This is a genomic window from Pikeienuella piscinae (assembly GCF_011044155.1).
Lineage (GTDB): Bacteria > Pseudomonadota > Alphaproteobacteria > Rhodobacterales > Rhodobacteraceae > Pikeienuella > Pikeienuella piscinae.
Map to the genome: position 1 here is coordinate 1,239,446 of NZ_CP049056.1, position 26,542 is coordinate 1,265,987.

Below are 26,542 nucleotides of genomic sequence, written 5' to 3' on the forward strand. Positions count from 1 at the left end.
CGCCGGATGCGAAGAGCGCGCTCGCAGCCGCGCCAACAATGTTGACATTACTAATTTGTGGATCAATGTTTCCCCTTGCGGTGTCGTACGAGCCTTCCGAAGTGGGGGTGGGCGCGGGCCTGAAAGCCACCGGAGACGGCGTCGGGCCATGGGGAGGTGGAGCGATGTGGAATCGCGCGAGGAGGACACTTTCAGCCGCGCGCATGCTTCGGCTCGTGCGCGACGGCGCCTGATCCGATGGATAGTGTCCTGCTGATCGCCGGGCTGATGCTGCTGATCCTGATCGGCGCGCCGATCGCGCTGGCGATGATCGTCCTGCCGGTGGTCTATATCCTCGCCACCGGCGCGGCGCCGCTTCTGACCGTTCCGCACCAGATGTACGAGGCGCTGGCGAAGTTTCCGCTGGTCGCGATCCCGTTTTTCATGCTGACCGGCGAGCTCATGAACAGCTCGACCGTGACCGAGCGGATCCTGCGGCTGAGCAGCGTCATCGTCGGGCGGATGCGCGGAGGGCTGGCGCAGGTGAACGTGGTGGCCAGCATGTTCTTCGCCGGCATGAACGGCTCCGCCGTCGCCGACACGGCGACCATTGGCACGATCATGATTCCACAGATGAAGAAACGCGGCTACAGCGCTGAGTTTTCGGCAGCGATCACAGCCATCGGCTCCACCATCGGTGGCATAATTCCGCCCAGCATCGCGATGATCATTCTGGCCAGCGGGGCCAATCTCTCGGTCGGCGCGCTCTTCGCGGGGGGGGTCGTTCCGGGGTTGCTGATCGGTTTCTTGCTGATGATGGCGTGCTGGGCGATCGCGGCGCTACGCGGCTACGAGCGGGGCGACCGGCCCTTCACCATCGCCGGCGCGCTCCGCGCGTTCCGAGGCGCCGCCTTCGCGCTGATGATCCCGGTCGTTCTGGTGGCGGGGATTTTCGGCGGCTGGTTCAGCTCGGTCGAGGCCGGGGCGATCACCGCCGCGGTGGCGCTGTTCGTCGGCGCCGTCGTCTATCGCTCGCTGAGCTTGCGCGACCTTCTTGCGGCTTTCGATCGGACGCTGAAACTCAGCGCTTCGGTCTTCATCATCATCGCGGCGGCGGGCCCGTTCTCTTGGCTGTTGACGCGGATCGGGACGCTGACGGCGCTCGACGGGTGGCTCGGCGGAATGGCCGGGACGCCGGTCCTGTTCGGCGCGGCGCTCCTGGCGCTGATCCTCGTCGCGGGAATGTTCATGGACGCCACCGCGAACATCATCGTTCTCGGCCCGATGCTGGTCGCGAACTGCGTCGCCGCCGGGTTCGCGCCCGTGCAGGCGGCGATCGTGGTCGTGGTGGGGTTCCTCCTCGGCATCGTCACGCCGCCCGTCGGGGTCTGCTATTTCACCGCGAGCGCGATCGCGGGCGCGAATCTGGGGCGCGTCGCGGTCGCGCTGCTGCCGTTCCTCGCCATCGAGTTGTTCGTACTCGTGCTTATCCTCGCGCTCTCGCCTCTCACGCTCGCGCTGCCGCGCGTGCTGGGCCTCTTGTGAAGGCGGCGCGATGAAGGCGGTCAGGATTCTCGATCTTCTGCTGACGCGGGGCCTCTCCATCCTCTGCGGGCTCTTGCTCGCGGCGATGGTCCTCTTCACCATCTACACGGTGGTGATGCGGACGGTGTTCCTGGCGCCCCCGTTCTGGGGCGACACGCTGACGCTGTTCGCGAATATCTGGCTGGTGATGCTGGCCTTCGCGATGGCGGTCAGGGCGCGGACCGCCTTCGCGATCGAGTCGCTCTACGGGCTCTTGCCTGAGCGTCTGGTGAACGCGGCGCGGCTCCTCTGGCTCATCCTCTTCGCCCTGGTCGGCGCGCTGATGGCGATCTGGGGGTTCGCGGCCGCCGACCGGATCATGGGCGCCTATTGGGAGCTCGGGAACCTGCCGAAATCCTATCCGATGATGATCCTGCCGATCGCCGGCGTACTGGTTTTTCTGGCCTCGGCGCTGACCATCGCCGAACATCTGGGCCTGATCGGGCCCACCTCGCAAAGTGAAGAAGAGCAACCGCAACAGGAGGAATGACGATGACGACCCGCATGATTCTCACCGCCGCCGCACTTCTGGCCGGCCTCTCCTGCGCCACCTCGGCGCAGGACAAGATCACGCTTCAGCTCGGCACCGCCGCGCAGCCGAGCTGGTCGCTCGGCAAGGTCATCAACGAGGTTCTGAAGCCGAAGATCGAGGAATATTCCGACGGCCGCATCGACGTCGTCGTCCATGGCGGCGGCTCACTTTGCAGCGAGCAGGCCTGCGTCGAGCAGGTCGGCCTCGGCCAGATCGACATCGCCTCCGTCTCCAGCGGCAATGTCGGCGCGTTCGGGACCACGTTCGACATCATCAATCTGCCGTTCCTCTTTCGCGATCAGGACGCCGCGAGCGCGATGCTGAATGGCTGGCTTGCCGAAGAACTGTCGACCCGGGCGACGGCCGACATGGGGATGCACATGCTGGCGCTAATCCCGGTCGGCGGGTTCCGCAATGTCGTGAACACGGAACGGGAGGTGCGGGTTCCCGCCGATCTCAACGGCCTGAAGATCCGCGTCACCAAGAGCCCGACCGAGTTCAATCTGGTGAAGGCCTGGGGCGCCGCGCCGATTCCCTATGACTGGTCCTCGCTCTACGAGGGGCTGCAATCGGGCGTCGTGCAGGGGATGTATCTGCAGGACCCGTTCACCGCCGCCGGCAAGTTCTACGAGGTGGTCAGCAACATCACCGAGGTCGGCGCCGCCTGGAGCGCGCATCCCATCCTGATGAGCCAAGCGCGTTATGACGCCCTGCCCGACTGGGCGCGCGCGGCGATCGACAAGGCCGGCGCGGACGTGCAGGCCGCCGCTTTCGATTACGATCTGGCCTGGCAGACCTCCGCCGTGACGGCGATGGAGGGCAAGGTCGCGGTCTATCAACCGACAGAGGCGGAGATGGACCTCTGGCGCGAGGGCGCGCGCGAGGCCTGGGTCGCGGTCAAGGGCGCCTACGACCCCGAGCTGGCGCGGCGCATCCTGAGCGAGCAACAGCTCGACAAGCTGATCGCGGATCTCGAAGCCGCGGGCGCGCTCTGAAACCCGGCGGGGGCCGGCGCGCCCCCGCCGCAACTCGGCACAGGAGGAACCGGGCGCATGATCGCTTTCGTCGATTCGCACCATCATCTCTGGGATGTCGAGCGCAACCATTACCCCTGGCTGCGGGAGACCGACCACGACCGCGGTTGGGGCGACTGGTCGGCGCTGCGCAAATCCTATCTCGCGGCCGATCTTCTGGCCGACGCGGCGGGGCTGCCGCTGGTGAAATCGGTGCATGTGCAGGCGAATTTCGACCCGACCGACCCGGTGGGAGAGACCCGCTGGCTGCATGAGGTGGCGGAGGACCCGGCGTCGCGCGGGCTGCCGCATGGCGTCGTCGCCTTCGCGGACCTTTCCGCCCCGGACGCGGAGCGCGTGCTGGACGCGCACCAGGAATTTCCGCGTATGCGCGGCGTGCGGCAGGTGCTGAACCGTCACCCCGACCCGAAGCTGAACCGGGCCCCGGCCGACTATCTGGCTGATCCTGTGTGGCGGCGGATGGCGGGCCGCCTGGCGGCGCGCGGGCTTTCCTTCGACGCGCAGGTCTACCATCACCAGATGGCGGATCTATTCGAGCTGGCGCGGCTCAATCCCGATCTCGTCATCGTGCTCGATCATATCGGCATGCCGGCGGAGCGCGACGCGGAGAACATCGCGGCGTGGCGCGAGGGAATCGCGCGCCTTTCCGACGCGCCCAACATCAACGTAAAGCTGAGCGGCTTCGGCATGGTCGACCTGCACTGGACTGAAGAGAGCATCCGGCCTTTCGTTCTCCACTGCATCGACCGGTTCGGCCCGGAGCGCGCGATGTTCGGCTCCAACTTTCCGGTCGACCGGCTGATGAGCGATTATCGCCGGCTCTGGCGGGCGTATGACACGCTCACGGCGGATTTCTCGGATGATGAACGGCGGATGATGTTCTCGGAGACGGCGGAACGGGTTTACCGCGTCTGAACCCCCGCCTCCTCCCGCCGGCGCGTCAATTGGGCCAGCGTCGGCGCCGCCGCGAGCGCCAGCGCCGCCAGCATCCAGACCGCGCCGAAGCCGGTGATCGCCGCGATCATCGCGGCCGCGCCGGCGGCGAGACAGGCGCGCTCCCATGGCTTTCCCGCAGTGATCCAGAAGCCCTGCGTCGCGCCGGCCAGCAGAATGGCGGCGGCGGCCGCGGCGAGCCCGGCCGCGAGCGCATCGCCGGGCGCATCGCCCCGCATCAGCAACCCGCCATTGTAGACCAGCAGGAAGGGCAGGATGTAGAGCATGAGGCAGAGGCGCGTCGCCTCCCACGCGGTGCGGAAATAGGGCGCGCCGGAGATCGCGCTCGCGGCGAGCGCGGCCGCCGCCACCGGCGGCGTGACCGAGGACATCACCGCGAAATAGAGAATGAAGAAATTCGCGGTGAAGAGATCGACCCCGCTCTCGACCACGATCGGCCCGGCGATGGCGCTGACCAGCACATAGGCGCCGACGGTCGGTATCCCGGCGCCGAGCAGCACGCACATCACAGCCGTCAGCGCCAGCGCGACCAGCATCGAGCCGCCCGAGAGGAGGTCGATGGCGGAGCCGAGCGGCACCGCGGCGCCGGTCGCGGTGACGGATTCGGCCAGAAGACCGATGGCCCCGATGATGACGGCGATGCCGGCGCCCATCTTCGCGCCGGCGGCCATGCCGTCGAGCAGCTTCAGGGTGAAGGCGCGCAATTCCTGCGCCAGCGCAGCCAGCGGGCGCGCCGGACGGCTCAGCGCGAGATTCACCGGGATCATCACCAGCCGGGTCGCGGCCAGCGTCACGATGGCCCAGAACCCGGCGAAAGAGACCGAGTAGAGATTGACGAGCAGGTAGACCAGGACGCCGGTCGGGATCACGAAGACAGGCAGGAACCGGACCAGGACACGCAGGTCGGGCGCGACGTTCTGGCGGACGATGCCGAGCCGGCGCGACTTGAAATAGACGCTTGCGAGCAGAGCCAGATAAAAGAGCAGCGCCGGGATGACCGCCGCGGCGGCGACTTCAAGATAGGTGACGGAGAGAATCGCGGCCATGATGAAGGCGACGGAACCCATCACCGGCGGCACCAGTTGCCCGCCGGTGGAGGCCGCGGCCTCGATCGCGCCGGCGGTGGCGGCGTCGTATCCTTCGCGCTTCATGATCGGGATGGTGTAGGAGCCGGTGATCGCGACATTGGCGACGGCGGCGCCGGTCACCGTGCCCATGAGGCTGGAACTGACGACAGCGCTCAGCCCGGCGCCGCCGGGAAAGGCGCGGCTCACGGCCTTGCCGATCTCGACGAAGGCGCGGTTGCCGTCCAGCGATTGCAGCAGCCCGCCGAAGACCATGAAAAGAAAGATGAAATTGGCGGAGATCGCCATGAACTGCCCGTAGAGCCCGCTATAGAGCCCGATGGAGAGGTTCGAGACCACGGTGTCGAAGGGGATGCGGCTGCCGGCGGCCGAAGTCGGCAGCATGTAGCCCCAGAAATTATAGACGACGGCGGCAAGCGCGATCAGCGGCAGGGCGGCGCCCCAGCGCTGGCGCGCCGCCTCCAGCACCGCGAACATCAGCGCGAGGCCGACCCAGACGTCGAGACGGCCCGGAAAGCCCTGATTCACGATCAGCGCATCGTAATTGACCTGGACATAGAGCGAGCAGCCGAACGCCGTCAGCGCCACAAGCAGAAGCCAGCAGCGGCGCGACCGGCTCTCGGTCTCCAGCGCGGCGCCGAGCAGCACGAGCTGAAGCGCAATGCCGAGATGGGTGTTCTGCACCAGCACCGACGGCTGGAGAGGAGTTTGCGTGGCGCTGAGCTGATAAATCGTCATCGCCAGCGCGAGCGCGGTCAGAAGCCGGGCCGCTATTGAACGCATGCCGTTCCCTTTCCGGAGCGGGTCCGCCGCGCCCGGAGGGCGCGGCGGCAGGCGGGCGGGATTACTCGATCAGGCCGGCGTCGCGATAGGCGCGGAGCGCGCCGGGATGGAGCTTCTCCTCGATCCCGTAGGGCAGGAACGCCGGCGTGAAGAGGACGCCAAGCCCGCCGGCGGCGTTGATCTCCTCCAGATGCGCGAGGGTCTGGCTGACGTATTCGTAGGCCATGTCCTCGGGGAAAGTGGCGTCGACGGCGACGAAGTCGGGATTGGCGTAGAGCATGACGTCGCCGTCCTGGATCGGCAGCGTGCCATCCGGAACCGTCAGGATGTGATAGGGCACGCCGATCTCGTCATGGGTCTTGCGCATCCCCGCCTCGGTCCAGGGGACGATGTGAAAGCCCCTGCCCGACTGTTCGAGATTGAGAACGCCGGGCACGACGCCGACCTTGTTGTCGGCGGCGTTATACCAGCTCAGCGTCAACCCGACATCGATTGTGCCGTCGAGAAGGCCGGAGAAGATGTCGGCGAAAGAGAGATACTGAAGCGTCACCTCGTCGAAGACGCCGAGCGCCTTCAGCGTCTCCTCCGCCATCACCGTCGCGGTGCCGGCCTTGGGGCCGAGCGCGACGGTGCGGCCCTTGAGATCCGCGGGCGTCATGATGTCCTCGTCCGCGGTCGTCAGCATCCAGATCGGCCAGGTCGCGTTCATCAACGCCCTGATCTCGAGATCGCCGAGCCCGTCCTGAAAGGGCGGCTGATTGTTCGCCGCCAGCCAGGGGCTGACCGGATCGCAGTTGAAGATGAGATTCGTGCGGTCCTCGGCGCCGATCGCGTAGCGCAGATTGTAGATATAGCCCTGCGTCGGCTGCGGCTTGCTGCGCAGCGTCTCCGAATTCTGCTCGAGAATCCGGGCGATCCCAAGCGACCATTCATATTCGCCGATCCCGGCGGGCGCGGTGAGATGGTCGACGACGGTCGGCTCCGCCGCGACGCCGTCCGCGGCGGTCGCGGCCATCGCCGCCACGAGCGCGAGCCTCACGGCCGGCCGGCCCAGGATTTTGAATTTCAGACGCATTCTTTTCTCCTCCTTGTTGTCAGTCGCCATCTATTGCTCTTGTCGGAATCGCGCCGGGTAAGGTTGACATATGGATTGCCGACAATCTTAATTCTGTTGCAGACACTCCGGAGAGTCCAGCGACTTCCGGCGCCGTGGGAGAGGGAGACACAATGCGCCCGACCGACTACGTCGTGCCGCTTGAGCGGATCAGCCATGTCGGCGACGGCCTCAGCCGGCCGGAATGCATCCTTGCGCAGCAAAACGGCGTGCTCTGGATTTCGGACGACAAGAGCGGCGTGGTGAAGCTTTCCCCCGACGGAACGCACGAACGGATCGGCGCGCTCGGCGGCGCGCCGAACGGCGTCGCGATGGACCGGGACGGCTCGTTCGTCGTCGCGAATATCGAGACGGGGTCGCTCCAGCGCCTCAACCGCGACGGGTCCAGCGAGACGATGCTCGACCGGCTCGACGGCCAGCCGCTCGGCGCGGTCAATTTCGCGCTTTACGACAGCAAATGGCGGCTCTGGGTCTCCGTCTCCACGCGGACGATCCCGCGCCGGAAAGCGATCGACGAACCGCGCCCGGACGGCTACGTCATGCTGATTGACGGGGATCGCGCGCGGATCGTCGCCGACGGGTTCCATTTCACCAACGAAGTCAGGCTTAACCTCGACGAGAGCGTGCTCTATGTCGCTGAAACGGCGCGCGGCCGGGTCACCGCCTTCGATATCGGCGGCGACGGCGCGCTCTCGAACCGGCGCGTCCATGGCCCGGACGGGTTCTGGCCGGGCGCGCTGATCGACGGGATCACGGTCGACGCGACCGGCGCGCTTTGGATCACCGAGATCACGCGCAATGCGCTGATCGTACTGCCGCAGGGCGGCGAGCCGGTCGTCGCGGTCGAGGGGCCGGACGAGGGGCCGACCTGGTTCCCGACCTCGGTGACGTTCGGCGGCGCGGACCTGAAGGACGCCTATATCGGCTCACTGAAAATGGACAGGCTTGCGCGGTTCCGCGCCCCCGTCGCCGGGCCGCCGCCGCCTCACTGGCTGATCGGATGACCCACGCGGGCGCCAAGCTGACCCCGGTCTGGGGCATCGGGTTCGTGCTCGCCTATCAGACCGCGATCGTCGGCATGGGCCAGACCGCGCCGGTGCTGGCGCCGGTCGCCGCGGCGGAGATCGGCGTAGACGCGGCCAATGTCGGCTATTTCACCGCCATCGTCTTCGGAACCGCGCTCTTCTCCTCGAACGGCGTCGCGGGGCTGATGGCGCGGCTCGGCTCCTTCGTCGGTTCGGCGGCCTCGCTTCTGACGGCCGCGCTTGGCGTTCTCTGCGTCGCCTTCGCGGAATCGGTCTGGATGATCGTGCTCGGGGCGATGCTGATCGGGGTCGGCTACGGGCCGGTGAATCCGCTCGGCTCGCGCGTGCTGATGCGGGTCGCGCCGGCGGGGCGGCGTAACCTGATCTTCTCGATCAAGCAATCCAGCGTCTCCATCGGCGGTGCGGTGGCCGGCGTGGTGCTGCCGGCGCTCGCGCTCGGCTTCGGCTGGCGCGCGGCGGTGGCGGCGACCGGGGTCTTCGCGCTGATCGTCGTCGGCTTCGCCTTTCCGACCCGCGCCGCGGTCGGCGACGACGCGGAGGCCGGCGCCTCCATCCGGTTCATCGGGCCGCTCAAGGTGGCGGCTGCGGTGATCGCGGAGGCCGAGCTCAGAAGCGTGGCCGCGGCGGCGTTCTCATTCTCCATGATGCAGTTCGGTTTCATGTCGATCTACGTCACCCTGCTCTGGGGCTGGCTCGACATCGCGCCGGCGGTGGCGGCGGCGATGCTTTCGGTCAGCCTCATCGCCAGCATCGCAGGGCGCATCTTCTGGGGCTGGCGCGCGGATGGGGGGAACCCGCCGCTGATCCTTCTCGGACTCGCCTGGTGCGGGGCGGTCTCGCTCATGCTGATGCTGCTGATGTCGCCGGAATGGCCGCTTTTCGCGACTACGCTCTTTAGCGCCGCGCTCGGCTTCGGGGCGATGAGCTGGAGCGGCGTCCTGCTGTCTGAAGTCGCGAGGATCGGAGCCGCGCGCAAGGACCCGGCCGGCACGCTTCGCGCGACGGCCGGCACGATGGTGTTCGCCTATCTCGGCGGGCTTCTGGGGCCTGCGATGCTGAGCCTTTCGGCGGCGCTGTTCGGCGGCTACAGCGCCGGCGTCGTCGCGATCGCGGCTTGCATGGCGGCGACGGGAATCGCCCTCGCGCCGAATGCAAGGAAGACAAGTGAAATGTTGGAGGCGAGAGATGACGGTTGAACGAACGATGCTGATAACCGGCGCTTCGCGCGGGATCGGCGCGGCGACGGCGCGGATGGCGGCGCGCGAGGGCTGGGCGGTCGGCGTCAACTATCGCACCGAACGCGAGGCGGCGGAGGCGATCGTCGCCGGGATCGAAGCGGAGGGCGGGACCGCCGCCGCGCTGCACGCCGATCTTGGGACGGAGGCCGGAGTGCTCGGCATGTTCGAGGCGGCGGACCGGCTGCTGCCGCCGCTCGGCTGTCTCGTCAACAACGCCGCGCGCACGGCGCCGCGCCGGATGCGGCTTTCCGAGATGAGCTGGGACGAGATCGCATCCCTGCTCGCCGTTAACGTGACCGGCGCGATGATCGCCAGCCGGGAGGCGGCGGCGCGGCTCTCCACCGCCTCGGGCGGCGCCGGCGGCTCGATCGTCAACGTCTCTTCGCTCGCGGCGAAGCACGGGGCGGCGGCGCTCTATGTCCATTACGGCGCCTCCAAGGGCGCTCTCGACACCTTCACCTGGGGCCTTGCGCGCGAACTCGCCGCCGAGGGGGTGCGGGTGAACGGCGTCCGGCCTGGCATGATCGACACGGAGATTCACGCGCGCGCGGGCATGCCCGACCGGGTAGAGCAACGCGGGCCGCGCCTGCCGATGGGCCGGGCCGGGACGCCGGACGAAGTCGCGGCCGCGATCATCTGGCTGGCCTCCGACGCCGCGTCCTATGTGACGGGATCAATCCTCGACGTCGGCGGCGGGGCCTGAGCGGTCAGTCGTCCCGCGCGAAGATCCGCGCGCCGAAACCCTGCTGGTGCGGCATCAGCTCCAGTTCGGTGACATCGACATGGGCGGGCATGGAGGTGGCGAAGAAGACGGCCTCGGCCACATCCTCGGGCTGAAGCGGCTTGTAGCCGGTATATGCGGCGCGGGCCCTTTCCTCGTCGTCCTTCCAGCGGACCGACCAGAACTCGGTCTCCGCGGCGCCCGGAGCGATATAGCTGCACCGGACCCCTGTGCCGATCAGATCGGATTTGAGATTCTTGGAATACTGAAGCACGAAGGCCTTGGTGGCGCCGTAGACGGTGCTGCCGGGCCCGTTCGCGCGCCCGGCGATGGAGCCGATATTGACGATGTGCCCGCGTCCGCGCCCTAGCATCCCCGGCAAGGCGGCATGGACGCAATAGAGCAGCCCGCTGATATTGGTCGCGATCATCGTCTCGACATCGTCGAGCGCGGAGTCCTGCGCTTTGCCGCGATCGACGCCGAGCCCGGCGTTGTTCACGAGAATCGAGACGGCGCGGAAGGCCTCCGGCAGCGACTCGAAGGCTTCGAAGACGGCGGCGCGGTCGCGCAGGTCCAGTTGCAGGGGCAAGACAGCCCCGCCGCACGCCCCGGCCAGGGCTTCAAGCGGCGACGCGCGACGGCCCGCGGCGACGACGCGTGCCCCCCTCCCCGCATATTTCCGGGCGATCGCGGCTCCGAAACCCGACCCGGCGCCCGTCACGAAAACCACCTCATCCGCCAGATCGCCGGCCATTCGGAAGGCTCCTTTTTGCCCTATCATGCGACAAGAAGGTTGACGTGGGCGAATACAGAATGTCAACACTAGCACTTACGACGCTCGGCCGGGACGATACGCAAGAGACCGCCCCCCGCGCAGCTCGCGATATGGAGGAAATCGCATGTTTCAGTTCATCGGCCGCCTGTCCGCCACAGCGGTGGGCGCAGCGGCGCTAACGGCGACCATGTTCGGCGCGGCGCCCGCGTCCGCCGAAGAAATCGTTGCGCGGCTCAGCTATCATTGGGCCCCGGCGCATCAGAGCGCAATCTTCTGCGAAGAGTTCGCGAAACGCGTGAACGAGCGTGGCGAAGGCAAGATCCGGATCGAGACCTTTCCATCGGGCCAGCTCTTCGGCATCCGCGAAATCATGGGCGCGCTCTCGTCGGGCGCGGTGGAGCTTGGCGGCGTCGTCGGCGTGGTCAGCTTTCCGCCGGTCGACAAGAACTATAATGTCGAGGCGATGCCCGGCATGTTCAAGGATTTCGCCCAGCTCCGCCGGTTTTTCCAGGAGGACGAAACCGGGCAGGAAATCTGGAACGGCGTTCTCAAGCGGACCCGGACGCAGTTCATCGGCTATAATCCGACAGGTCCATACATGACCTTCTCCGCCGTGCGGCCGCTGACCAGCCCGGAGGCGTTCGTGGGGCTGAAAGCGCGTTATCTCGCCGGGATCGAGCGACCACGCTGGAGCGCGCTTGGCGCGGACGCGGTCTCCATGCCGACGCGTGAAGTCTACACCGCGCTGCAGAACGGCATGATCGACACGTTCAACACCGTGCCTGCGGCGATCAAGGCCTATAGCTGGTGGGAGCATGTGAAATACGGGCAACTGCCGTTCCTCTTTCACGCCGACGCGTTCACGCTGGCGAACCAAGCCTGGTATGACGACCTTCCGGACGACGTGAAGCAGATCCTCCTGGAGGTCGGCGCCGAGATCGGAGCGGAATCCACGAAATCGATCATGGAGTTCTCGACCCAGGTGCTGAACGAGTTCGAAGAGCGCGGCGGCCAGGTCGACACGCTCACGGACGAGCAACTCGCAGCCTTCACCAAGGTCGACGACGAGAAGGTGATCCCCGAGCTCGGCGACTTCGTCGACGCGAACGTGATCGAAGCGGCGAGAGCCTTCGTCGCGAACTGAGCGACGGCCGACCGGACCCGCCCGGCCGCGCGCCGGGCGGGTCCGCGCGTCACATCGATCCGGAGCCAGGACATGCGCCCCATCATCACCACTCTTATCCGCATCAACACCGCGATTGAACGCATCGTCATCGCGGTCGGCGCGCTGATCGTGGCGGCGATGGTTCTGATCGTCTTCGGTGGGGCGCTCACCCGCTACGCCACCGGGATCGGTTTCGGCGTCGCGGTCGAACTGCCGCCGATGCTGATGCCCTGGCTGGTCTTTCCGCTGGCGGGGGTGTTGCTGCGCAGCGGCTCGCATATCGCGGTGGACTTCCTGCCGGAGAAACTCGGCGGGGGCGGATTGCGCGTTCTGAGGGCGGTGATCGCGCTGATCGCCATCGGCGCCGGCGCGACCTTCGTCATCGCCGGCTGGGACGCCGCCAGCCTTTTCCGCGACATCGGGCAGGTGACGGAAATGGAGTGGGAGTTCCCGATCTGGTACATATACCTTTCGTTCCCGGTCGGTTTCGCGGTTCTGATCAGCTTCGCGGTCGAGAACCTGCTCCTGGCCCTGACCGGCCTTGACGATACCGGCGGGGGCGACTCCGCGGGCGTCCACGCCGTAACCGAGTAAGGACGCATCGATGGTCGCCTTCGCAATCGGCTCCTCGCTTCTTCTTCTTTTCCTCGCAGTCCCTGTCTTTCTGGTCTTCGGCGTCGGGTCGTCCATGGTGGCCATCGTCGGGTTGAACCTGCCCTGGTCGACGCTGATCCAGGTCGCGTTCGGCGCGGTCACCAAGCAGGTTCTGCTGGCGATCCCGCTCTTCATCTTCACCGGGCTGATCATGCTGAGAAGCGGCGTCGCGCGCCGGCTCGTGGATCTTGCCCTGGCGCTGGTCGGACACTGGCCCGGCGGGCTCGGCATCGCGATGGTGCTGACGATGGGGTTCTTCGCCGCCTTCTGCGGCTCGATCCTGGCGGCGATCACCGCGGTCGGAACGATCATGATGCCCGAGATGATCAAGAAGGGGTATTCGCGCACCTTCACCGTCACGCTCGCGGCGGCGGCAGGCCTGCTGGAGGCGCTGATCCCGCCATCGAACGCGGCGATCATCTATTCCTCGCTCACCGGCGTTCCGGTTTCCCACACATTCGCGGCGGGGGTGTTTCCCGGCCTCGTGCTGATGGCCGTTCTCATCCTCCTCGTGCTCTGGCGCTGCCGCGACATGACGCGGGAGGCGCGGGTTTCGGCCGCCGGCCGCTGGAGCGCCTTTGTCCAGGCGATCCCCGGCCTGATGACGCCGTTCATCATTCTCGGCGGCATCTATGGCGGGCTGCTGACGCCTTCGGAAGCCGCCGCCGTCGCCTCGATCTGGGCGATCATCGTCGGCTTCACGATCCATCGGGAGCTGAAGTTCGCCGCGATCTGGAGCGCGCTTCGTGACACGGCCGTCACCACCTCGGTGATCTTCGCGATCATCGCGACCGCCACCTTCCTTTCGGTCGTGCTGACCTACACCCAGGCGCCGCAGCACATGACCGACTATTTCGTGGGCTTCGGCGCGAACGAAATCACCTTCCTGCTGATCGTGGGCGTGATCTGCCTGATCCTCGGGACGTTCATCGAGATCATCCCGGTCTTCTATCTCACGGTGCCGATCTTCATGGCCGTGGCGACGACGCTGGGCGTGCCGCTGGAGCATCTCTACATCGTCTTCACCGCCTTCGCCGGCCTCGGCCTTCTGACGCCGCCGGTCTGCGTAGGGCTCTACACGGCGGCGGGCGTGATCAACCTCTCGGCGGACAAGGCGTTCAAGGAGCTGCCGCTCTTTCTCGCGGTCGGCATTCTCTACGGCGTCCTGATGATCTTCATTCCCGGGCTCACCACCTGGCTGCCCTCTCTGCTATGAGCGCGGGCCGTTTCAGGACGGAAGAGCGCGCCGACGGCGTGGTTCTGGTCACGCTTGACCGGGCGGAGGCGATGAACGCCTTCGACACAAGGGCCGCGGAGGACATGCTGGCGCTCTTCGGCCAGGAATTGCGGCGGCGCGACGATGTCCGCGCCGTGGTGCTGACGGGGGCGGGCGAGCGCGCCTTCAGCGTCGGCGCCGACCTGAAGGAGCGCCGCGGGATGGACGACGATGTCTGGCGCCGCCAGCATGCGCTTTTCCGCGACGCCTTCGCGACGCTCTGGCGCTTTCCCTGGCCGGTGATCGCGGCGGTGCGGGGTTATGCGCTCGGCGGGGGGTGCGAACTCGCGCTCGGATGCGACTTCATCTACGCGGCGGAGGGCGCGATATTCGGCCTGCCCGAGATCAAGCTCGGCATCATGCCGGGCGCCGGCGGCACGCAGCTGCTGCCGCGGGCGGTCGGCGCGCGCAGAGCGCGCGAACTGGTGTTGACCGGGGCGCGGTTCGGCGCGGCGGAGGCGCGTGAATGGGGCCTGGTGAACCATATCGCCCCGGCGGCCGAGGTCGTGGACGCCGCGCTGGAGGCCGCGTCGCGGATCGCGCGCAACGCGCCCCTCTCCATCCAGGGCGCGAAACGCGCCATGGTCCACGGCGCGGAGGCCGGGCTTGAGGCCGGGCTCGCGCTTGAAGTGTCGATCCACCAGCGGCTCTCGGCCAGCGCGGACCGGCGGGAGGGCGTCGACGCCTTCAATGAGAAACGCAAACCGGAATGGCGATTCAGATGATGCAGTACATGAGCGGCGCGAACTGGCGCCGACAGGCGCGTGAAGCGGCGGACGCCGCGCGGCGGTCGGGCGCGAAGGCGCTATCGGAGATCGCGGCGAAGGCGGTGCTTTCGGCCTATGGCGTCGCGACGCCTCGCGGCGTGCGGTTGGCGGGCCCCGAGGCGGCGACCGACGCGGCGCTCAGCGGGTTGAAGGCGCCGCTGGTCGCCAAGATCCTGACCCGCGAGGGCGCGCACAAGAGCGATTTCGGCGGCGTCAGGTTGAACCTTTCAACGCCCGCCGATGTCGCGGAGGCGCTCTCCGCCATCGCGGCCGCGGCGGCGAAGGCCGGCGTCGAAGCCGACGGATTCCTCGTCGAGGAACAGGCCGCGCCCGGGGTCGAACTCGTGCTCGGCGGCGTCGCCGATCCGCGTTTCGGCCCGTGCGTCATGGTCGGACTTGGCGGCGTCTTCGTCGAGATCTTCGAGGATGTCGCGTTTCGCGCCTGCCCGATCGACGAGAGCGAGGCGCGCGCCATGCTGGCGGAGCTGAAGGCGGCGCCGATCCTGACCGGCGCGCGTGGCGGCGCGGGCGTCGACATGGACGCGCTGGTTGCGGCGCTGGTCGCGTTCGGCGGCCCGAACGGCGTAATGATGGCGCTTGACGGCGAAGCGGCGGAGATCGATGTCAATCCGCTGATCGCTGGGCCCTCCGGGGCCGTCGCCGCCGACGCGCGTATTCTGCTGACGACAGAGGCGGCGCCGGCGGCGGAGCCCGCGCCGGCGCTGGACCGGCAGGCGACGCGCAACGCGTTCCGCCCGCTCTTTCAGCCCGAAAGCATCGCCATTCTCGGCGCCTCCTCATCCGGCGGCGGATTCGGGAACGAAGTCATCAGCCACAGTCTCGTCTTCGGCTACAAGGGAAGCATCACGCCGATCCATCCGAAGGCCGCCGAGGTTCAGGGCCTGAAGACGGCGCCGTCGCTGGCGGCGCTCGATGAGCCGGTCGATTTCGCCTATGTGGCCATCGGCGCCGACGCGGCGCTGGAGGCGCTCGGCGCCGCGCCGGGCAAGGCGCGCTTCGTGCAGGTCATGTCCTCCGGCTTCGGCGAAAGCGAGGAAGGCGCCGACAAGGAGCGCCGCCTGCTGGAGACGGCGCAGGCCGGCGGGTTCAGGCTGATCGGGCCGAACTGCCTCGGCGTGCATTCGCCGCGCGGCGGGTTGACCTTCGTCGGCGGCGCCGATCCGACGCCGGGCGGTGTCGGTGTGATCTCGCAATCCGGCGGGCTGGCGGTGGACGTGATCCTCCGGGGCGGCGCGCGCGGGCTGAAGTTCGCGGCCGTCACCACGCTCGGCAACAGCGCCGACCTGACGCCCGCGGACCTGCTGGAGCATCATTTCAGCGACCCGGAGACGGAGGTCATCGGCCTCTACCTGGAAGATGTCCGTGACGGACGCCGGTTCGTCCAGCGCCTCAACGAGCATGGCGGCGAGAAGCCGGTGGTGATGCTGGTCGGCGGACGGACGGAGGCCGGTGGGCGCGCCGCCGCCTCCCATACCGGGGCGCTGGCCGCGGACGCCCGGCTCTGGGCGGGGATCGAACGGCAGACCGGCGCGGTCGTCGTCGATACGCTGGACGAGTTCCTGAACGCGCTTCTCGTCATGCAGGCCCGCGGCGGCGGCAAGGGGCGCCCGACGCGCCGCGTCGCGCTCTTCGGCAATGGCGGCGGATCGAGCGTGCTGGCGGCGGACGCCTTCGCGCGCGAGGGGCTGGAGACGCCGCGCTTCTCCGCGCCGACGCTGGCGCGGCTCGAGGCGCTCGGCCTGCCGCCGGGCACCGGGCTCGCCAATCCGGTGGACACGCCGGCGGGGACGCTCCGCCACCGCGACGGCGCCGTCGCGGGCGAGATCCTCGATATCCTGATCGGCGAAGAGGCGCTGGACGCGATTGTCCTCCACGTCAACCTGCCGGTCTTCACCACTTCCATCAATCAGCGCGTCGACGTCATCGGCGGGCTGGTTCGCGAAGCGACGCGGATCGGCGCCGGCGGAGGGGCGAGCGCGCCGCGCATCGTTCTGGTGTTGCGCTCGGATGGCGCCGAGAGAACCGACACGCGGCGAAGGGCCGACCGGCGCGCGGCGCTGGAAGCGGGGATTCCGGTTTTCGACGAGTTGCCGGAAGCGGCGAAAGCGTTGGGTGCGCTGGCGCGATGGGAGGCGACGGCTCTGAGGCGATGAGGGGCTCTAGCCCTTCGCGCCCTGCCCGTCTTCCTCGCGCAGCAGCCTCACAGCCATGGCCTTGGAACGATTGACGAGGGTCTGCGTCGCCTTCTCGGCGGCCTCGGCGTCGCCCTTCTCGATGCTATCGATGAGGCGCGCCCAGTTCCGAACCGATTGCGCGCGCCGTTCGCCCGTCGACAGGCCGAGCCGGGAATAGCGCATCGTCTGGTGCAACAGGGAGAAGATGATCTCCGCCAGACGATCGCTCCCGGTCCGGGCGCAGAGTTTCAGGTTAAGGTCCTGGACCTCGGCCAGATAGGTGTCAGTCACGTCCTCGCTGTCTTCGAGTTCGAGAAGCCCGCGAAGCTGCTCGAGCTGGGCCCGAAGCTCCGCGACGAGCGCCTTGTCGCCCTGCTGCGCGGCGCGGCGCCCGGCGAGGCCGAGCAGCGTCGCCCGAATTTCGAACACATCTTCGACTTCGCTGACGGTCAGTTTGGTGACGATCGCGCCGCGCCGGGGCTGGATGCTGACCAGCCCCTCCTTCTCCAGAATGCGGAGCGCCTCGCGGACCGGGCCGCGACTGACCTGAAACCGTTCGGAGACCGCGACCTCGTGGACGCGGTCTCCCGGTTCGTATTCGCCCTGGACGATCGACTCCGCGAGTTGCCCCGCGATCTGCTCCGAAAGCGAGAGCGCTTCGGCGCCGCCGATCGCAGGCCGGATGGCCCCGAGTGATTTCGGCATACGCGAATGTATCCGGGCCATGTGGACGATTCCCCTTCAGTTCCCGTTCAGGTGGAAGTTGGAGGAGTATTCAATTCAACTTCAGGTTTCCAGAGTTACAATATGCTGGCCTTCGCTGACATTGGCGCCTTCGTCTATGTGAAACGACTTAATCCGACCGGATTCCGGCGCAAGCACCGGAATCTCCATCTTCATCGACTCAAGTATCATGATCACGTCGTCTTCCGCCACTTCGTCGCCAACCCCCGTCTCGATCTTCCAGACCGTGCCGGTGATTTCAGATTCCACCTTGATGTCCGCCATGTGTCACTCCCGATTCAAGATTGCGTTTAAGGGTCAGAACGTCGTCGGCCAGCTCGCGAGCTTGCGCTCCGAGATGCCTTTGTCCATCGCGCGCGAATGGACTTCAAGCATCCGGAGCAGCCAGCCGCGGGTCTCTCGCGGGTCCAGCACCGACTGCGCAGAATAGATCGCGGCGAGATCGTATGCCGAGGTTTCGCGGCCGATCTCCGCCTTCAGCTCCTCGAATTTCTGCGGATCGCTCTCGGCGGTGACGCCGTAAACGACGTTGACGCCGATATTGGGATCCATGAAGCCGACATCCGAGGTGAACCAGGCCGCCATCTCGTCCGAGTTTCGCGAACCGCCCATATTGAGATAGGCCTGCCCGTAGGATTTGCGGGTGACGATGGAGAGCTTCGGCACCGTGCACATCTGCAGCGCGCTCATGAAGTTCATGATCTTGCCGGGCGCCTTGCGTTTCTCGCCCTCGATCCCGATCAGGAAACCCGGCGTGTCGGTCAGGATGACGATCGGAATGTTGAAGCTGTCGCAGAGAACGAGAAAGCTGGTGATCTTGTCGCAGCCGTCCGGGTCGAGCGCGCCGGCCTTGAAGAGCGGATTGGAGGCGACGAAGCCCACGACCTTGCCGTTCATCCGCGCCAGCGCCGTGGTCGCGACGCGGCCGAATTTCGGCTTCAGTTCGAAGACGCTGTCCGGATCCGCGACGGCCTTGATCAGCTTGCGGACGTCATAGACCTTCTGGCGCTCCGTCGGAACGATATCGAGGATCTTGTCCGGCGAGGGCAGCGTCGCGGGATCGGGCGCCGCGGTCTCGGGCGGGCGTTCGCCGGCATGGCTGGGCAGGTAGGAGAGGAACGTCTTGATGAGATCAAGCGCCTCCTCGTCGGTGTCGACCGCGTAATCGACGATCCCGGTCTTTTCCGTGTGAAGCTTCCAGCCGCCGAGTTCCTCCGGGTCCACCGCCTCGCGGATCGCGAGAGAGGTGACGCGCGGCGAGGAGACGGCGAGGCAGGCGCCCTTCCGCATCACCACGAAATCCGAAAGCATGGTGAACCAGGTGCCGGTGCCGAAACTCGGTCCGAGACAGGCCGAGACATAGGGCGTGCGCCGGTCACGGATGAACTGCGTCGGGTCCTGCCCAAGCGCGCCCGTGCCCTGCGCGCCCATCGTATCGGGAATACGGGCGCCCGAGGTCTCGTTCAGGAAGATGATCGGCATGCCGTTCTGCCCCGCCGTGCGGCGGATATGGCCCATCTTCTTGACGTTGTTGAGGCTGGATGAAGCGCCGAGCGTGGTGATGTCGCAGGAGACGATCGCCACCGGCCGCCCGTCGATCCGCCCGAAGCCGCAGACCTTTCCGTCAGCCGGGCTTCGGTCGCGCATCTCGGGGATATGCGAGGTCGCGAACATCCCCGTCTCGGTGAAGCTGTCCGCGTCGAATATCCGGTCGAGCCGTTCGCGGGCGTCGAGAAGCCCCGCGTCCTTGCGCTTCGCCAATTTTTCGGCCCCGCCCATCGCGAGGACCCGCTGCTTGCGGGCTTCGTGCTCGTCGATCAGCCGCTTGTATTCGGACATCCGTTTCCCTCGATCGCTCTTCCAGCTTGCAAGACCATCTGGTTCGAAAGTATTCGTAATGTCAACATTAGTTGCTACAGTGCCCCCGACCCGCGGCTGAACCCGCGCGCCGGCATGAAACGAAAAGGGAGACGCCACCGATGAGTTGGAAGCCAGAGGTTGATCAGATCGAACGCCGAAACGAGATGGCGCGCATGCTGGGGGGCGAAGACTCCATCAAGCGCCAGCACGCCAACGGGCGGCTCACGGTGCGCGAGCGGATCGGGCTGATCGCTGACGAAGGCTCCTTCCGCGAGATCGGCGCGATGACCGGCAAGGCCACGTATGACGAGAACCACAATCTCGTCTCGGTGCGCCCCGCCAACGCCGTGATCGGAACCGCGAAGATCAACGGGCGCAAGGTCGCCATCGACGGCGACGACTACACGATCCGCGGCGGCTCCTCCGAGGCGACGGTCTCGGAAAAATGGATCTACGCCGAGAATTACGCGCTGGAGATGCGGATGCCGCTGATTCGGCTGGTGGAGAGCGCGGGCGGCTCCGTCCGGCTGGTGGAGCAGCAGGGCTCGACCAAGATCCCCGGCTATCCGACATGGCTGATGGCCTCGACGTTGGGCTATATCCCGGTCGTCGCGATGGCGCTCGGCCCGTGCGCCGGGCTCGGGGCGCTGAAGGCGGCCTGCGCGCATTTCTCGATCATGGTCAAGGGCACTTCGCAGGTCTTCGCCGGCGGCCCGCCAGTGGTCGAGCGGGGCATGGGAATCAAGGTCGACAAGGAGGAGCTTGGCGGCTCCGATATCCACACCCGCGCCAGCGGCGTCATCAACAACGAGGCGAAGGACGAGGAGGAGGCGCTTTCGCTCGCGCGGCGCTTCCTTTCCTACATGCCCTCCAGCGTCTTCGAGACGCCGCCGGTGATCGAATGCGACGATCCGGTGGATCGCGCGGAGGAGGAGCTTCTGTCGATCATCCCGCGTGAGCGGCGGCGCATCTACAAGATGCGGCGGCTGATCGAACTGGTGATGGACAAGGGCTCGGTTCTGGAGACATCGCCGCGCTATGGCCGTTCGATCATCACCTGCCTCGCCCGCCTCGGCGGCCGCCCGGTGGGCGTGATCGGCAACGATCCGATGCATTACGGCGGCGGCTTGACCCGCGCTGCGGCGGAGAAGATGGAAGCGTTCATCGACATCTGCGACACGTTCCATCTTCCAATCGTCAACTTCGTCGACCAGCCCGGCACCATCGTCGGGCCGGAGGCCGAAAAGATGGGGACGGTGAAGGGCTCTGTCCGCGTCGTCTCCGCCATCGAGCAGAGCCGCGTGCCCTGGTGCGCCATCGTTGTGCGCCGGCTCTACGGTCTCGCGGGCACCGCCTATGGCCGCTTGCAGGGGATCAACCTGCATTACGCCTGGCCGTCGGCGCGCTGGGGCTCGATCCCGATCAGCGGCGGGGTCGAGGCGGCCTACAAGTCCGAATTATCGAAGCTGTCGGAGGAGGAGCGCCAAGCGCGGCTGGAGGAGTTGGAAGCCTATTACGACCATCTCGAATCCCCCTTCCTGACCGCCGAACGCTTCAAGGTTCCGGACATCATCGACCCGCGTCAGACGCGGGCCGTCCTGAACGACTGGCTCGACGACGCCTGGCGCATCCTGCCCGAGCAGGTTGGCGTCAAGGGCCGCACCATCCGCCTCTGATCCGGGAACAGCACATGAAGAAGATACTGATCGCCAATCGTGGCGAGATCGCCTGCCGCATCGGCCGCGCCGCGCATGGGCTGGGGCTGAAGACCGTGGCCGTCCATTCGGACGCGGACAGCGAATCACTCCATGTCGCGGAGGCGGACGAGGCCGTTCATATCGGCCCCGCCCCGGCGGCGCAGAGCTACCTGCGCGCCGACGCCATCCTCGAGGCCGCCGCGGCGACCGGGGCGGACGCGATCCATCCCGGCTACGGCTTTCTCGCCGAGAGCGCGGCCTTCGCGCGCGCGGTCGGGAACGCGGGGCTGGTCTGGATCGGGCCGAGCCCGAAATCCATTGACGACATGGGCGACAAGGAGCGTGCGCGCGCCCTCGCCCGCGCCGCCGACGTGCCGGTGCTCCCCGGTTCCGAGCGATTCGGCCCGGAGGCGATCGGGAAGGTCGAGGAAGCAGCGACGGCGGTCGGCTATCCGCTGCTGGTCAAGGCTTCGGCGGGCGGCGGCGGCATCGGCATGCGCCGGGTGGACGGGCCGGACAAACTGGCGAAGACCGTGGAGTCGACGCAGGAGATGGCGGCCCGGAGCTTCGGCGACGGCGCGGTCTATCTGGAGCGCTTCGTGCCCCGCGCCCGCCATGTCGAGATCCAGGTCTTCGGCCTCGGCGACGGGCGCGCGTTCCATCTTTTCGAGCGCGACTGCTCGACGCAGCGCCGGTTCCAAAAGGTGATCGAGGAGAGCCCGGCCCCCGGCCTCGCCCCCGAGATCACCGCCCGGATGGCGGAATGCGCCCGCGCGCTGGCCGCGGCCGAGCGCTACAGCGGCGCCGGCACGGTGGAGTTCATCGTCGATGCGGAATCTGGCGAGTTCTATTTCCTGGAGATGAACACCCGCATCCAGGTGGAGCATCCGGTCACCGAGATGATCTGCGGGGTCGATCTCGTCGGCATGCAGATCCGCCACGCGGCGGGCGAAGACCTCGAGGCGGAGTTGAACGCGGTGACGCGCCGGGGCGTCGCGGTCGAGTGCCGGCTCTACGCCGAGAACCCGAAGAAGATGTTCCTCCCGGCGCCGGGCGCACTCGACGTGTTCGAGACGCCGGCGGACATGGAGGGGGTCCGGATAGACACCGGCGTGCGCCAGGGCGCGGCGATCACGCCCTATTACGACCCGATGATCGCCAAAATCTCCGCCTGGGGCGAGACCCGCGATGCGGCGCTCGACCGCGCGGCGGCCGCGCTCCGCGCGACCCGGATCGAGGGCCTGGTGACCAATCGCGATTTCCTCATCGCGGTGCTGGAGGATGGCGAGTTCCGGCGCGGCGAAGTCTGGACCGGCTATGTCGATGCGCGGCGCAAGGATCTGACGGCCTGAGCGGGCGCGCGTCTCGCAGCAGCGGAAAGTGAAGATGGAGCGGACATGAAACTGACCGAAGATCTGACCAAGGCGCTGCTCAGAGCGCGCGGCCTTCCCGCGCCGGAGGGCGGCGCGGCGACGAGCCCGGAAGAAGCCACGACGCTAGCGCGCGACCTTGGCGGCGCCGTCGCGGTCAAGGCGCTAATCGCCGCCGGAAGGCGCGGCAAGGCCGGACTCGTTCACCTCACGGATACCGCGGAAGCGGCGGCGGAGGCGGCGCGCGTCATGCTCGGCGCGGAAGCGATGGGTCAGAAGGTCGAGCGCGTATATGTCGAGCGGCGCGCCGAGATCGCACGCGAGTTCTATCTCAGCTTCGCCTTCGGCGACCGCACGCCGCGGCTCGTCATCTCCTGCGAGGGCGGCGTCGATATCGAGACCGTCCATGCCGAGCGGCCGGAACGCGTCGTGGTGCGGGAGATCGACCCCCTCCGCGGGCTGAAGCCATGGGACGCGATCGAGTCCTGGCGCGAAGCCGGGCTGACCGGGCGCCCCCTGGCGGCGATCGGGCGGCTGACGGCGCGGCTCTACGACGCCTTCGTCGCGCTCGATGCAGTGATGATGGAGGTCAACCCGCTTGCGCTCGACGCGGACGGGAAACCCTCGCTGGTCGGAGCGATGCTGGAGATCGACGATTTCGCGCTCCATCGCCAGCGCGGCGTGGCCAAGGACGGGCTGCCCGAGGCGCCCGCGAACCCGCGCGAGGCCGCGGTGCAGGAAGCGAACCGCGCCTATCCCGGCGCCAGTTCGCGCTATGTCGAGCTTGAGGGCGATATCGGGCTTCTGGTCGCCGGCGGCGGCGCCGGGCTCTTGCAGCATGACATGATCGTCGAGATGGGAGGCCGGCCCGCGAACCATTCCGATGTCAGCCCGGCCCCGGGGACCGAGAAGATGGAGGCGGTGTTGGATGCGATCTTCACCAATCCGCGTTCTCGGGCGCTCCTGATCGGCTACAACTATCTCCAGATGGCGCCCTGTGATCAGGTGGCGAAGGCGCTGAAGATCTCGGTCGAGCGCAACGGCGTCGACGCGCGGCGCTTTCCCATCGTGCTGCGGCTCTTCGGCCCTGCGGAGAAGGAGGCGCGGGAGATCGTCGCGACCATCCCCGGCGCCAACTACCTGCCCCAGGAAGCGACGTTGGAGGACGGCTGCCGCACGGTGGTGGAGGCCGCGCGGAAGGCCCGTGAGACAGTTACGGCGGAGGCGTCGCGATGAGCATCTTGATCGACGAGACGACGCGGGTCGTCGTGCAGGGAATCACCGGAAACCAGGGGCGGTTCGACACGAGGCTCTGCCTCGATTACGGCGTGAAGATCGTCGCCGGCGTCACGCCCGGGCGCGGCGGAGAGGATGTCGACGGCGTTCCGGTCTTCGACACGGTGCGCCGCGCGGTCGCTGAGACCAGGGCCGCCGCCGCGGTTCTTTACGTGCCGGCCGGCGGCGTGCGCGACGCGGTTTTCGAGGCGGTCGACGCCGGCTGCAAGGTTCTGCTCGCCACGACCGAGAACCTGCCCCAGCACGACGCCGCCCAAGCCGTGGCGGCGGCGCGCGCGGCCGGCGCATGGCTGGTCGGCTTCAACACCAACGGCGTGATTTCGCCTGGCAAGTGCAAGATCGGCGGCATCGGCGGCGCCGACCCGGACGCGATTTACCGGCCCGGGCGGGTCGGCGTCGTCTCCCGCTCGGGCGGCATGTCGGCGGAGATTTCATGGGCGCTGAGCCGGGCCGGGATGGGCGTCTCGACCGCGGTCTCGATGGGCGGCGACCGCACCACGGGCCGCTCGATGCGGGAGTATCTGGGGCTTTTCGAGGATGACCCCGAGACCGACGCGATGATCGTCTATGGCGAGCCAGGCACCGATAACGAGGCAGAGGTCGCCGAGGCGATCAGGAGCGGCGCGATCCGGAAACCGGTTCTGGCGCTGATCGCCGGGGCGTTTCAGGAGGCCTATCCGGCTGGGCGCAGCTTCGGCCATGTCGCGGCGATGATTGCCGGGGAAGCCGACACCGCGACCGCCAAGCGCCGCCTGCTGAAGGAGGCGGGGGCGCATGTCATCGCCTCGCTCGACGAGGCGCCGAAGGTCATCGCCGCACTGATCTGAGACGCGCGCCGGTCAACCCGCCTCCGCCGACCTGGTCGCGAACCGGTCGAACTGGCTGAAAAGCGCAGGCAAGCCGCCGGTGTGGATGGCGCACATCCCCTCCTCCGGCGGCGGCCCGCCCGCCGCCGCTAGGTCCAGAAAGGCCGCGAAGGTTTTCGCGGTGTAGGTGTGCTCCAGCAATACGCCCTCGGTACGGGCGAAACGCAGGATCGCGGCCTCGGCCGCAGCGGTCGGCTGGTCGTACCCGGCGCCGAGATGATCCATATGATACTGCTGATGGGTCGCGTCGACGCCCGCCGTCAGAAGGCCGGTATGACTCGCGAGGCCGCGCAGAATGCGCGCGATCCGGTCGTCAAGTTCATCACGGCCGTATTCGACGCTGACAAGATGCACCTCGAACGGGTAGCCCAGAACCGCGTTGCCGAAAATGAACCCGGCCTCGGTCGGCCCCATGGAGCCGGGCATGAAGACATGACGGATCGGGCCACCAAGATCCTCGTTCTGGCGCGCAAGCTCAGCCGCGGCGCGCACATAGCCGAGGGCGCCGATTATCGGATCGCCGACGATATGGGGCCGCCGGCCGCCGACGCGCAGGGCCGAGGCCGCGCGCTCCATTTCGGCCGCGCGCAGGGTTTCATCCATTTCGCCCAGATACCGCACCTCTGCGCCGAACACCTGATTGAGAAAACTCATCCTGCGGCTCTCGGGGGTGGAGTCGGCGTTGTGAAAGACGATGCAGTCCAGTTCCGCCATCGCCGCCGCCGCCGCAGTCAACCGGCACATGTTCGAATTCGGCCCGCCGGCGACGAGCGCGATATCGGCGCCCTCCTCCAACGCCCGTCCAAGCCAGAATTCGAGACTGCGTAGCTTGTTGCCGCCAAGCGCGATCGGCATCTGGTCGTCTCGCTTCACGAAAAGCCCGCTTCGCCCCAGCGCCCGCTCCAGCCGCGCCAGACGCTGCAACGGGGTCGGCTCGTCGAGCAGGGCGTAGCGGGGATCGGGCAGCGCGATCATACGCGCCGCGCCCGCCGCGGCGCCCGGCCGGGAGCTTGGCGCGCGTCATGAGGAAAAGACGCGCTCATCGCGGCATGCAGGGATTGGTCGGCATGGGCGCGCTCATTCCTTCATTCCCACATGGATCGGGCGTCAGGAGCCATCGATCCGGCCGAATCGCCGCTCGCCCCATTGCGAGAACCGCAGGACCGGATAGCAGTAGATGAAATAGACCACCGCGATCAGGCAGTAGACGAACAGCACGTTGCCCGGCAGGCGCAGGATCGCGATTTCCCCTTGCCGCGTCAGCTCGGCGATTCCGATCACCGAGAGCAGCGAGGTGCTCTTGATGATGACGACATAGACGCCCGCCATCGGCGGGATCATCAGCCGTAGCGCCTGCGGCAGCACGACATGGTAAAGCGCCTGCGATTTCGACATGCCGGCGGCGCGCGCTGCTTCCTCCTGCCCCGGCGGGACGGCGCGAACCGCGGCGGCGGTGATCTCCGTCACATAGCTGGACGTGTAGAAGGACAGCGCCACGATCGCGGCGACGAAACTGTCGAATTGCAGAAAGGCGATATCGAGCGAAGGCAGCACGAAATAGACGATGTAGAGCTGCACCAGGAACGGCGTGCCGCGAAAGACATGCAGGTAGAGGCCAATCAGCCGCCGCGGCCAGCCAAACGGCAGCGTGCGCACGACGCCAAGCCCGAAACCGAGCGCGGAGCCAAGCACGATCGCCAGCATCGAGACCGCGAAGGTCAACCACAGCCCATGCATCAGGATCGGCCAGAGGTTGACGGTGATCGCCCACTTCTCCGCGATGGACTCAAACATCGGGCCCCTCCCC

24 protein-coding genes are annotated in these 26,542 nt (G+C 67.4%); 16 read left to right on the top strand and 8 right to left on the bottom strand.

The window, feature by feature from the left end:
* Positions 1 to 237 precede the first annotated feature (237 nt).
* Genes G5B40_RS06005 through G5B40_RS06020 form a run of 4 tightly spaced genes read left to right on the top strand, consistent with a single transcriptional unit; the run spans position 238 to position 4,044 of the window.
* Positions 238 to 1,524 carry a TRAP transporter large permease gene (locus G5B40_RS06005; protein WP_165096288.1) on the top strand — a complete coding sequence of 429 codons (1,287 nt, stop codon included), beginning with the start codon at positions 238 to 240 and terminating at the stop codon, positions 1,522 to 1,524.
* Between the two features lie 10 nt (positions 1,525 to 1,534).
* Positions 1,535 to 2,053, top strand: coding sequence for a TRAP transporter small permease (locus G5B40_RS06010; protein WP_165096290.1), 519 nt, complete (start codon positions 1,535 to 1,537; stop codon positions 2,051 to 2,053).
* A gap of 2 nt (positions 2,054 to 2,055) precedes the next feature.
* On the top strand, positions 2,056 to 3,090 hold the full coding sequence (locus G5B40_RS06015; RefSeq protein WP_165096293.1) for a TRAP transporter substrate-binding protein: 1,035 nt from the start codon (positions 2,056 to 2,058) through the stop codon (positions 3,088 to 3,090).
* A 57-nt stretch (positions 3,091 to 3,147) separates the two neighbouring features.
* Positions 3,148 to 4,044, top strand: coding sequence for an amidohydrolase family protein (locus G5B40_RS06020; RefSeq protein WP_211907424.1), 897 nt, complete (start codon positions 3,148 to 3,150; stop codon positions 4,042 to 4,044).
* On the opposite strand, the gene G5B40_RS06025 is transcribed toward G5B40_RS06020, so the two are convergent.
* Complete coding sequence (locus G5B40_RS06025; protein ID WP_165096296.1) at positions 4,032 to 5,951, bottom strand: TRAP transporter permease; 1,920 nt, start codon at positions 5,949 to 5,951, stop codon at positions 4,032 to 4,034. The genes G5B40_RS06020 and G5B40_RS06025 overlap by 13 nt on opposite strands.
* A gap of 61 nt (positions 5,952 to 6,012) precedes the next feature.
* Positions 6,013 to 7,026: a TAXI family TRAP transporter solute-binding subunit gene (locus tag G5B40_RS06030; protein WP_165096299.1), complete on the bottom strand. Its 1,014-nt coding sequence runs from the start codon at positions 7,024 to 7,026 to the stop codon at positions 6,013 to 6,015.
* A 152-nt stretch (positions 7,027 to 7,178) separates the two neighbouring features.
* Here G5B40_RS06030 and G5B40_RS06035 point away from each other — a divergent pair, with 152 nt between their 5' ends.
* Genes G5B40_RS06035 through G5B40_RS06045 form a run of 3 tightly spaced genes read left to right on the top strand, consistent with a single transcriptional unit; the run spans position 7,179 to position 10,052 of the window.
* Positions 7,179 to 8,069: an SMP-30/gluconolactonase/LRE family protein gene (locus G5B40_RS06035; protein WP_165096302.1), complete on the top strand. Its 891-nt coding sequence runs from the start codon at positions 7,179 to 7,181 to the stop codon at positions 8,067 to 8,069.
* On the top strand, positions 8,066 to 9,307 hold the full coding sequence (locus G5B40_RS06040) for an MFS transporter (protein WP_165096305.1): 1,242 nt from the start codon (positions 8,066 to 8,068) through the stop codon (positions 9,305 to 9,307). Before G5B40_RS06035 ends, G5B40_RS06040 begins: the two co-directional genes overlap by 4 nt.
* A complete protein-coding gene (locus G5B40_RS06045; RefSeq protein WP_165096307.1) occupies positions 9,297 to 10,052 on the top strand; it encodes an SDR family oxidoreductase in 756 nt (251 codons plus the stop codon). Before G5B40_RS06040 ends, G5B40_RS06045 begins: the two co-directional genes overlap by 11 nt.
* A gap of 4 nt (positions 10,053 to 10,056) precedes the next feature.
* Here the strand turns inward: G5B40_RS06045 and G5B40_RS06050 are convergent, their stop codons facing one another.
* The gene (locus G5B40_RS06050) at positions 10,057 to 10,824 is read right to left on the bottom strand and encodes an SDR family NAD(P)-dependent oxidoreductase (RefSeq protein WP_165096310.1); all 768 of its coding nucleotides are present in this window, start codon (positions 10,822 to 10,824) and stop codon (positions 10,057 to 10,059) included.
* A gap of 145 nt (positions 10,825 to 10,969) precedes the next feature.
* On the opposite strand from G5B40_RS06050, the gene G5B40_RS06055 reads away from it, so the two are divergent.
* The 5 genes from G5B40_RS06055 to G5B40_RS06075 all read left to right on the top strand — a co-directional run bounded on the left by G5B40_RS06055 (position 10,970) and on the right by G5B40_RS06075 (position 16,881).
* Positions 10,970 to 11,989 (top strand): TRAP transporter substrate-binding protein, encoded by a 1,020-nt coding sequence (locus G5B40_RS06055; protein ID WP_165096313.1) that lies wholly within the window; start codon positions 10,970 to 10,972, stop codon positions 11,987 to 11,989.
* 72 nt (positions 11,990 to 12,061) lie between these two features.
* Positions 12,062 to 12,604 carry a TRAP transporter small permease gene (locus tag G5B40_RS06060; protein ID WP_165096317.1) on the top strand — a complete coding sequence of 181 codons (543 nt, stop codon included), beginning with the start codon at positions 12,062 to 12,064 and terminating at the stop codon, positions 12,602 to 12,604.
* Between the two features lie 10 nt (positions 12,605 to 12,614).
* Positions 12,615 to 13,880, top strand: a complete 1,266-nt coding sequence (locus G5B40_RS06065) for a TRAP transporter large permease (protein WP_165096320.1) — start codon at positions 12,615 to 12,617, stop codon at positions 13,878 to 13,880.
* A complete protein-coding gene (locus G5B40_RS06070; RefSeq protein ID WP_165096323.1) occupies positions 13,877 to 14,665 on the top strand; it encodes an enoyl-CoA hydratase/isomerase family protein in 789 nt (262 codons plus the stop codon). Before G5B40_RS06065 ends, G5B40_RS06070 begins: the two co-directional genes overlap by 4 nt.
* Positions 14,650 to 16,881, top strand: a complete 2,232-nt coding sequence (locus tag G5B40_RS06075) for an acetate--CoA ligase family protein (RefSeq protein ID WP_165096326.1) — start codon at positions 14,650 to 14,652, stop codon at positions 16,879 to 16,881. Before G5B40_RS06070 ends, G5B40_RS06075 begins: the two co-directional genes overlap by 16 nt.
* A gap of 6 nt (positions 16,882 to 16,887) precedes the next feature.
* Here the strand turns inward: G5B40_RS06075 and G5B40_RS06080 are convergent, their stop codons facing one another.
* From G5B40_RS06080 to G5B40_RS06090, 3 genes are all read right to left on the bottom strand, one after another.
* Complete coding sequence (locus G5B40_RS06080; protein WP_165096328.1) at positions 16,888 to 17,607, bottom strand: GntR family transcriptional regulator; 720 nt, start codon at positions 17,605 to 17,607, stop codon at positions 16,888 to 16,890.
* 81 nt (positions 17,608 to 17,688) lie between these two features.
* On the bottom strand, positions 17,689 to 17,910 hold the full coding sequence (locus tag G5B40_RS06085) for an acyl-CoA carboxylase biotin carboxyl carrier protein subunit (RefSeq protein ID WP_165096331.1): 222 nt from the start codon (positions 17,908 to 17,910) through the stop codon (positions 17,689 to 17,691).
* A 33-nt stretch (positions 17,911 to 17,943) separates the two neighbouring features.
* Positions 17,944 to 19,485: an acyl-CoA carboxylase subunit beta gene (locus tag G5B40_RS06090; protein ID WP_165096333.1), complete on the bottom strand. Its 1,542-nt coding sequence runs from the start codon at positions 19,483 to 19,485 to the stop codon at positions 17,944 to 17,946.
* A gap of 140 nt (positions 19,486 to 19,625) precedes the next feature.
* Here G5B40_RS06090 and G5B40_RS06095 point away from each other — a divergent pair, with 140 nt between their 5' ends.
* From G5B40_RS06095 to G5B40_RS06110, 4 genes are read left to right on the top strand one after another with little or no spacing between them, the layout of a single operon-like run.
* A complete protein-coding gene (locus G5B40_RS06095) occupies positions 19,626 to 21,182 on the top strand; it encodes an acyl-CoA carboxylase subunit beta (RefSeq protein ID WP_165096336.1) in 1,557 nt (518 codons plus the stop codon).
* A gap of 14 nt (positions 21,183 to 21,196) precedes the next feature.
* Positions 21,197 to 22,555, top strand: a complete 1,359-nt coding sequence (locus tag G5B40_RS06100; RefSeq protein ID WP_165096338.1) for an acetyl-CoA carboxylase biotin carboxylase subunit — start codon at positions 21,197 to 21,199, stop codon at positions 22,553 to 22,555.
* A gap of 45 nt (positions 22,556 to 22,600) precedes the next feature.
* Positions 22,601 to 23,809 carry an ATP-grasp domain-containing protein gene (locus G5B40_RS06105; protein WP_165096341.1) on the top strand — a complete coding sequence of 403 codons (1,209 nt, stop codon included), beginning with the start codon at positions 22,601 to 22,603 and terminating at the stop codon, positions 23,807 to 23,809.
* On the top strand, positions 23,806 to 24,696 hold the full coding sequence (locus tag G5B40_RS06110) for a succinate--CoA ligase subunit alpha (RefSeq protein WP_165096343.1): 891 nt from the start codon (positions 23,806 to 23,808) through the stop codon (positions 24,694 to 24,696). The genes G5B40_RS06105 and G5B40_RS06110 overlap by 4 nt, the downstream gene beginning before the upstream one ends.
* Before the next feature lie 12 nt (positions 24,697 to 24,708).
* On the opposite strand, the gene G5B40_RS06115 is transcribed toward G5B40_RS06110, so the two are convergent.
* Together G5B40_RS06115 and G5B40_RS06120 are read right to left on the bottom strand one after the other, a co-directional pair.
* Entirely contained in the window at positions 24,709 to 25,710 is a 1,002-nt protein-coding gene (locus G5B40_RS06115) for a pyridoxal-phosphate dependent enzyme (RefSeq protein WP_165096346.1), read from the bottom strand.
* Positions 25,711 to 25,842: 132 nt separating this feature from the next.
* Positions 25,843 to 26,529 carry an amino acid ABC transporter permease gene (locus G5B40_RS06120; RefSeq protein WP_165096348.1) on the bottom strand — a complete coding sequence of 229 codons (687 nt, stop codon included), beginning with the start codon at positions 26,527 to 26,529 and terminating at the stop codon, positions 25,843 to 25,845.
* Between the last annotated feature and the right edge of the window lie 13 nt (positions 26,530 to 26,542).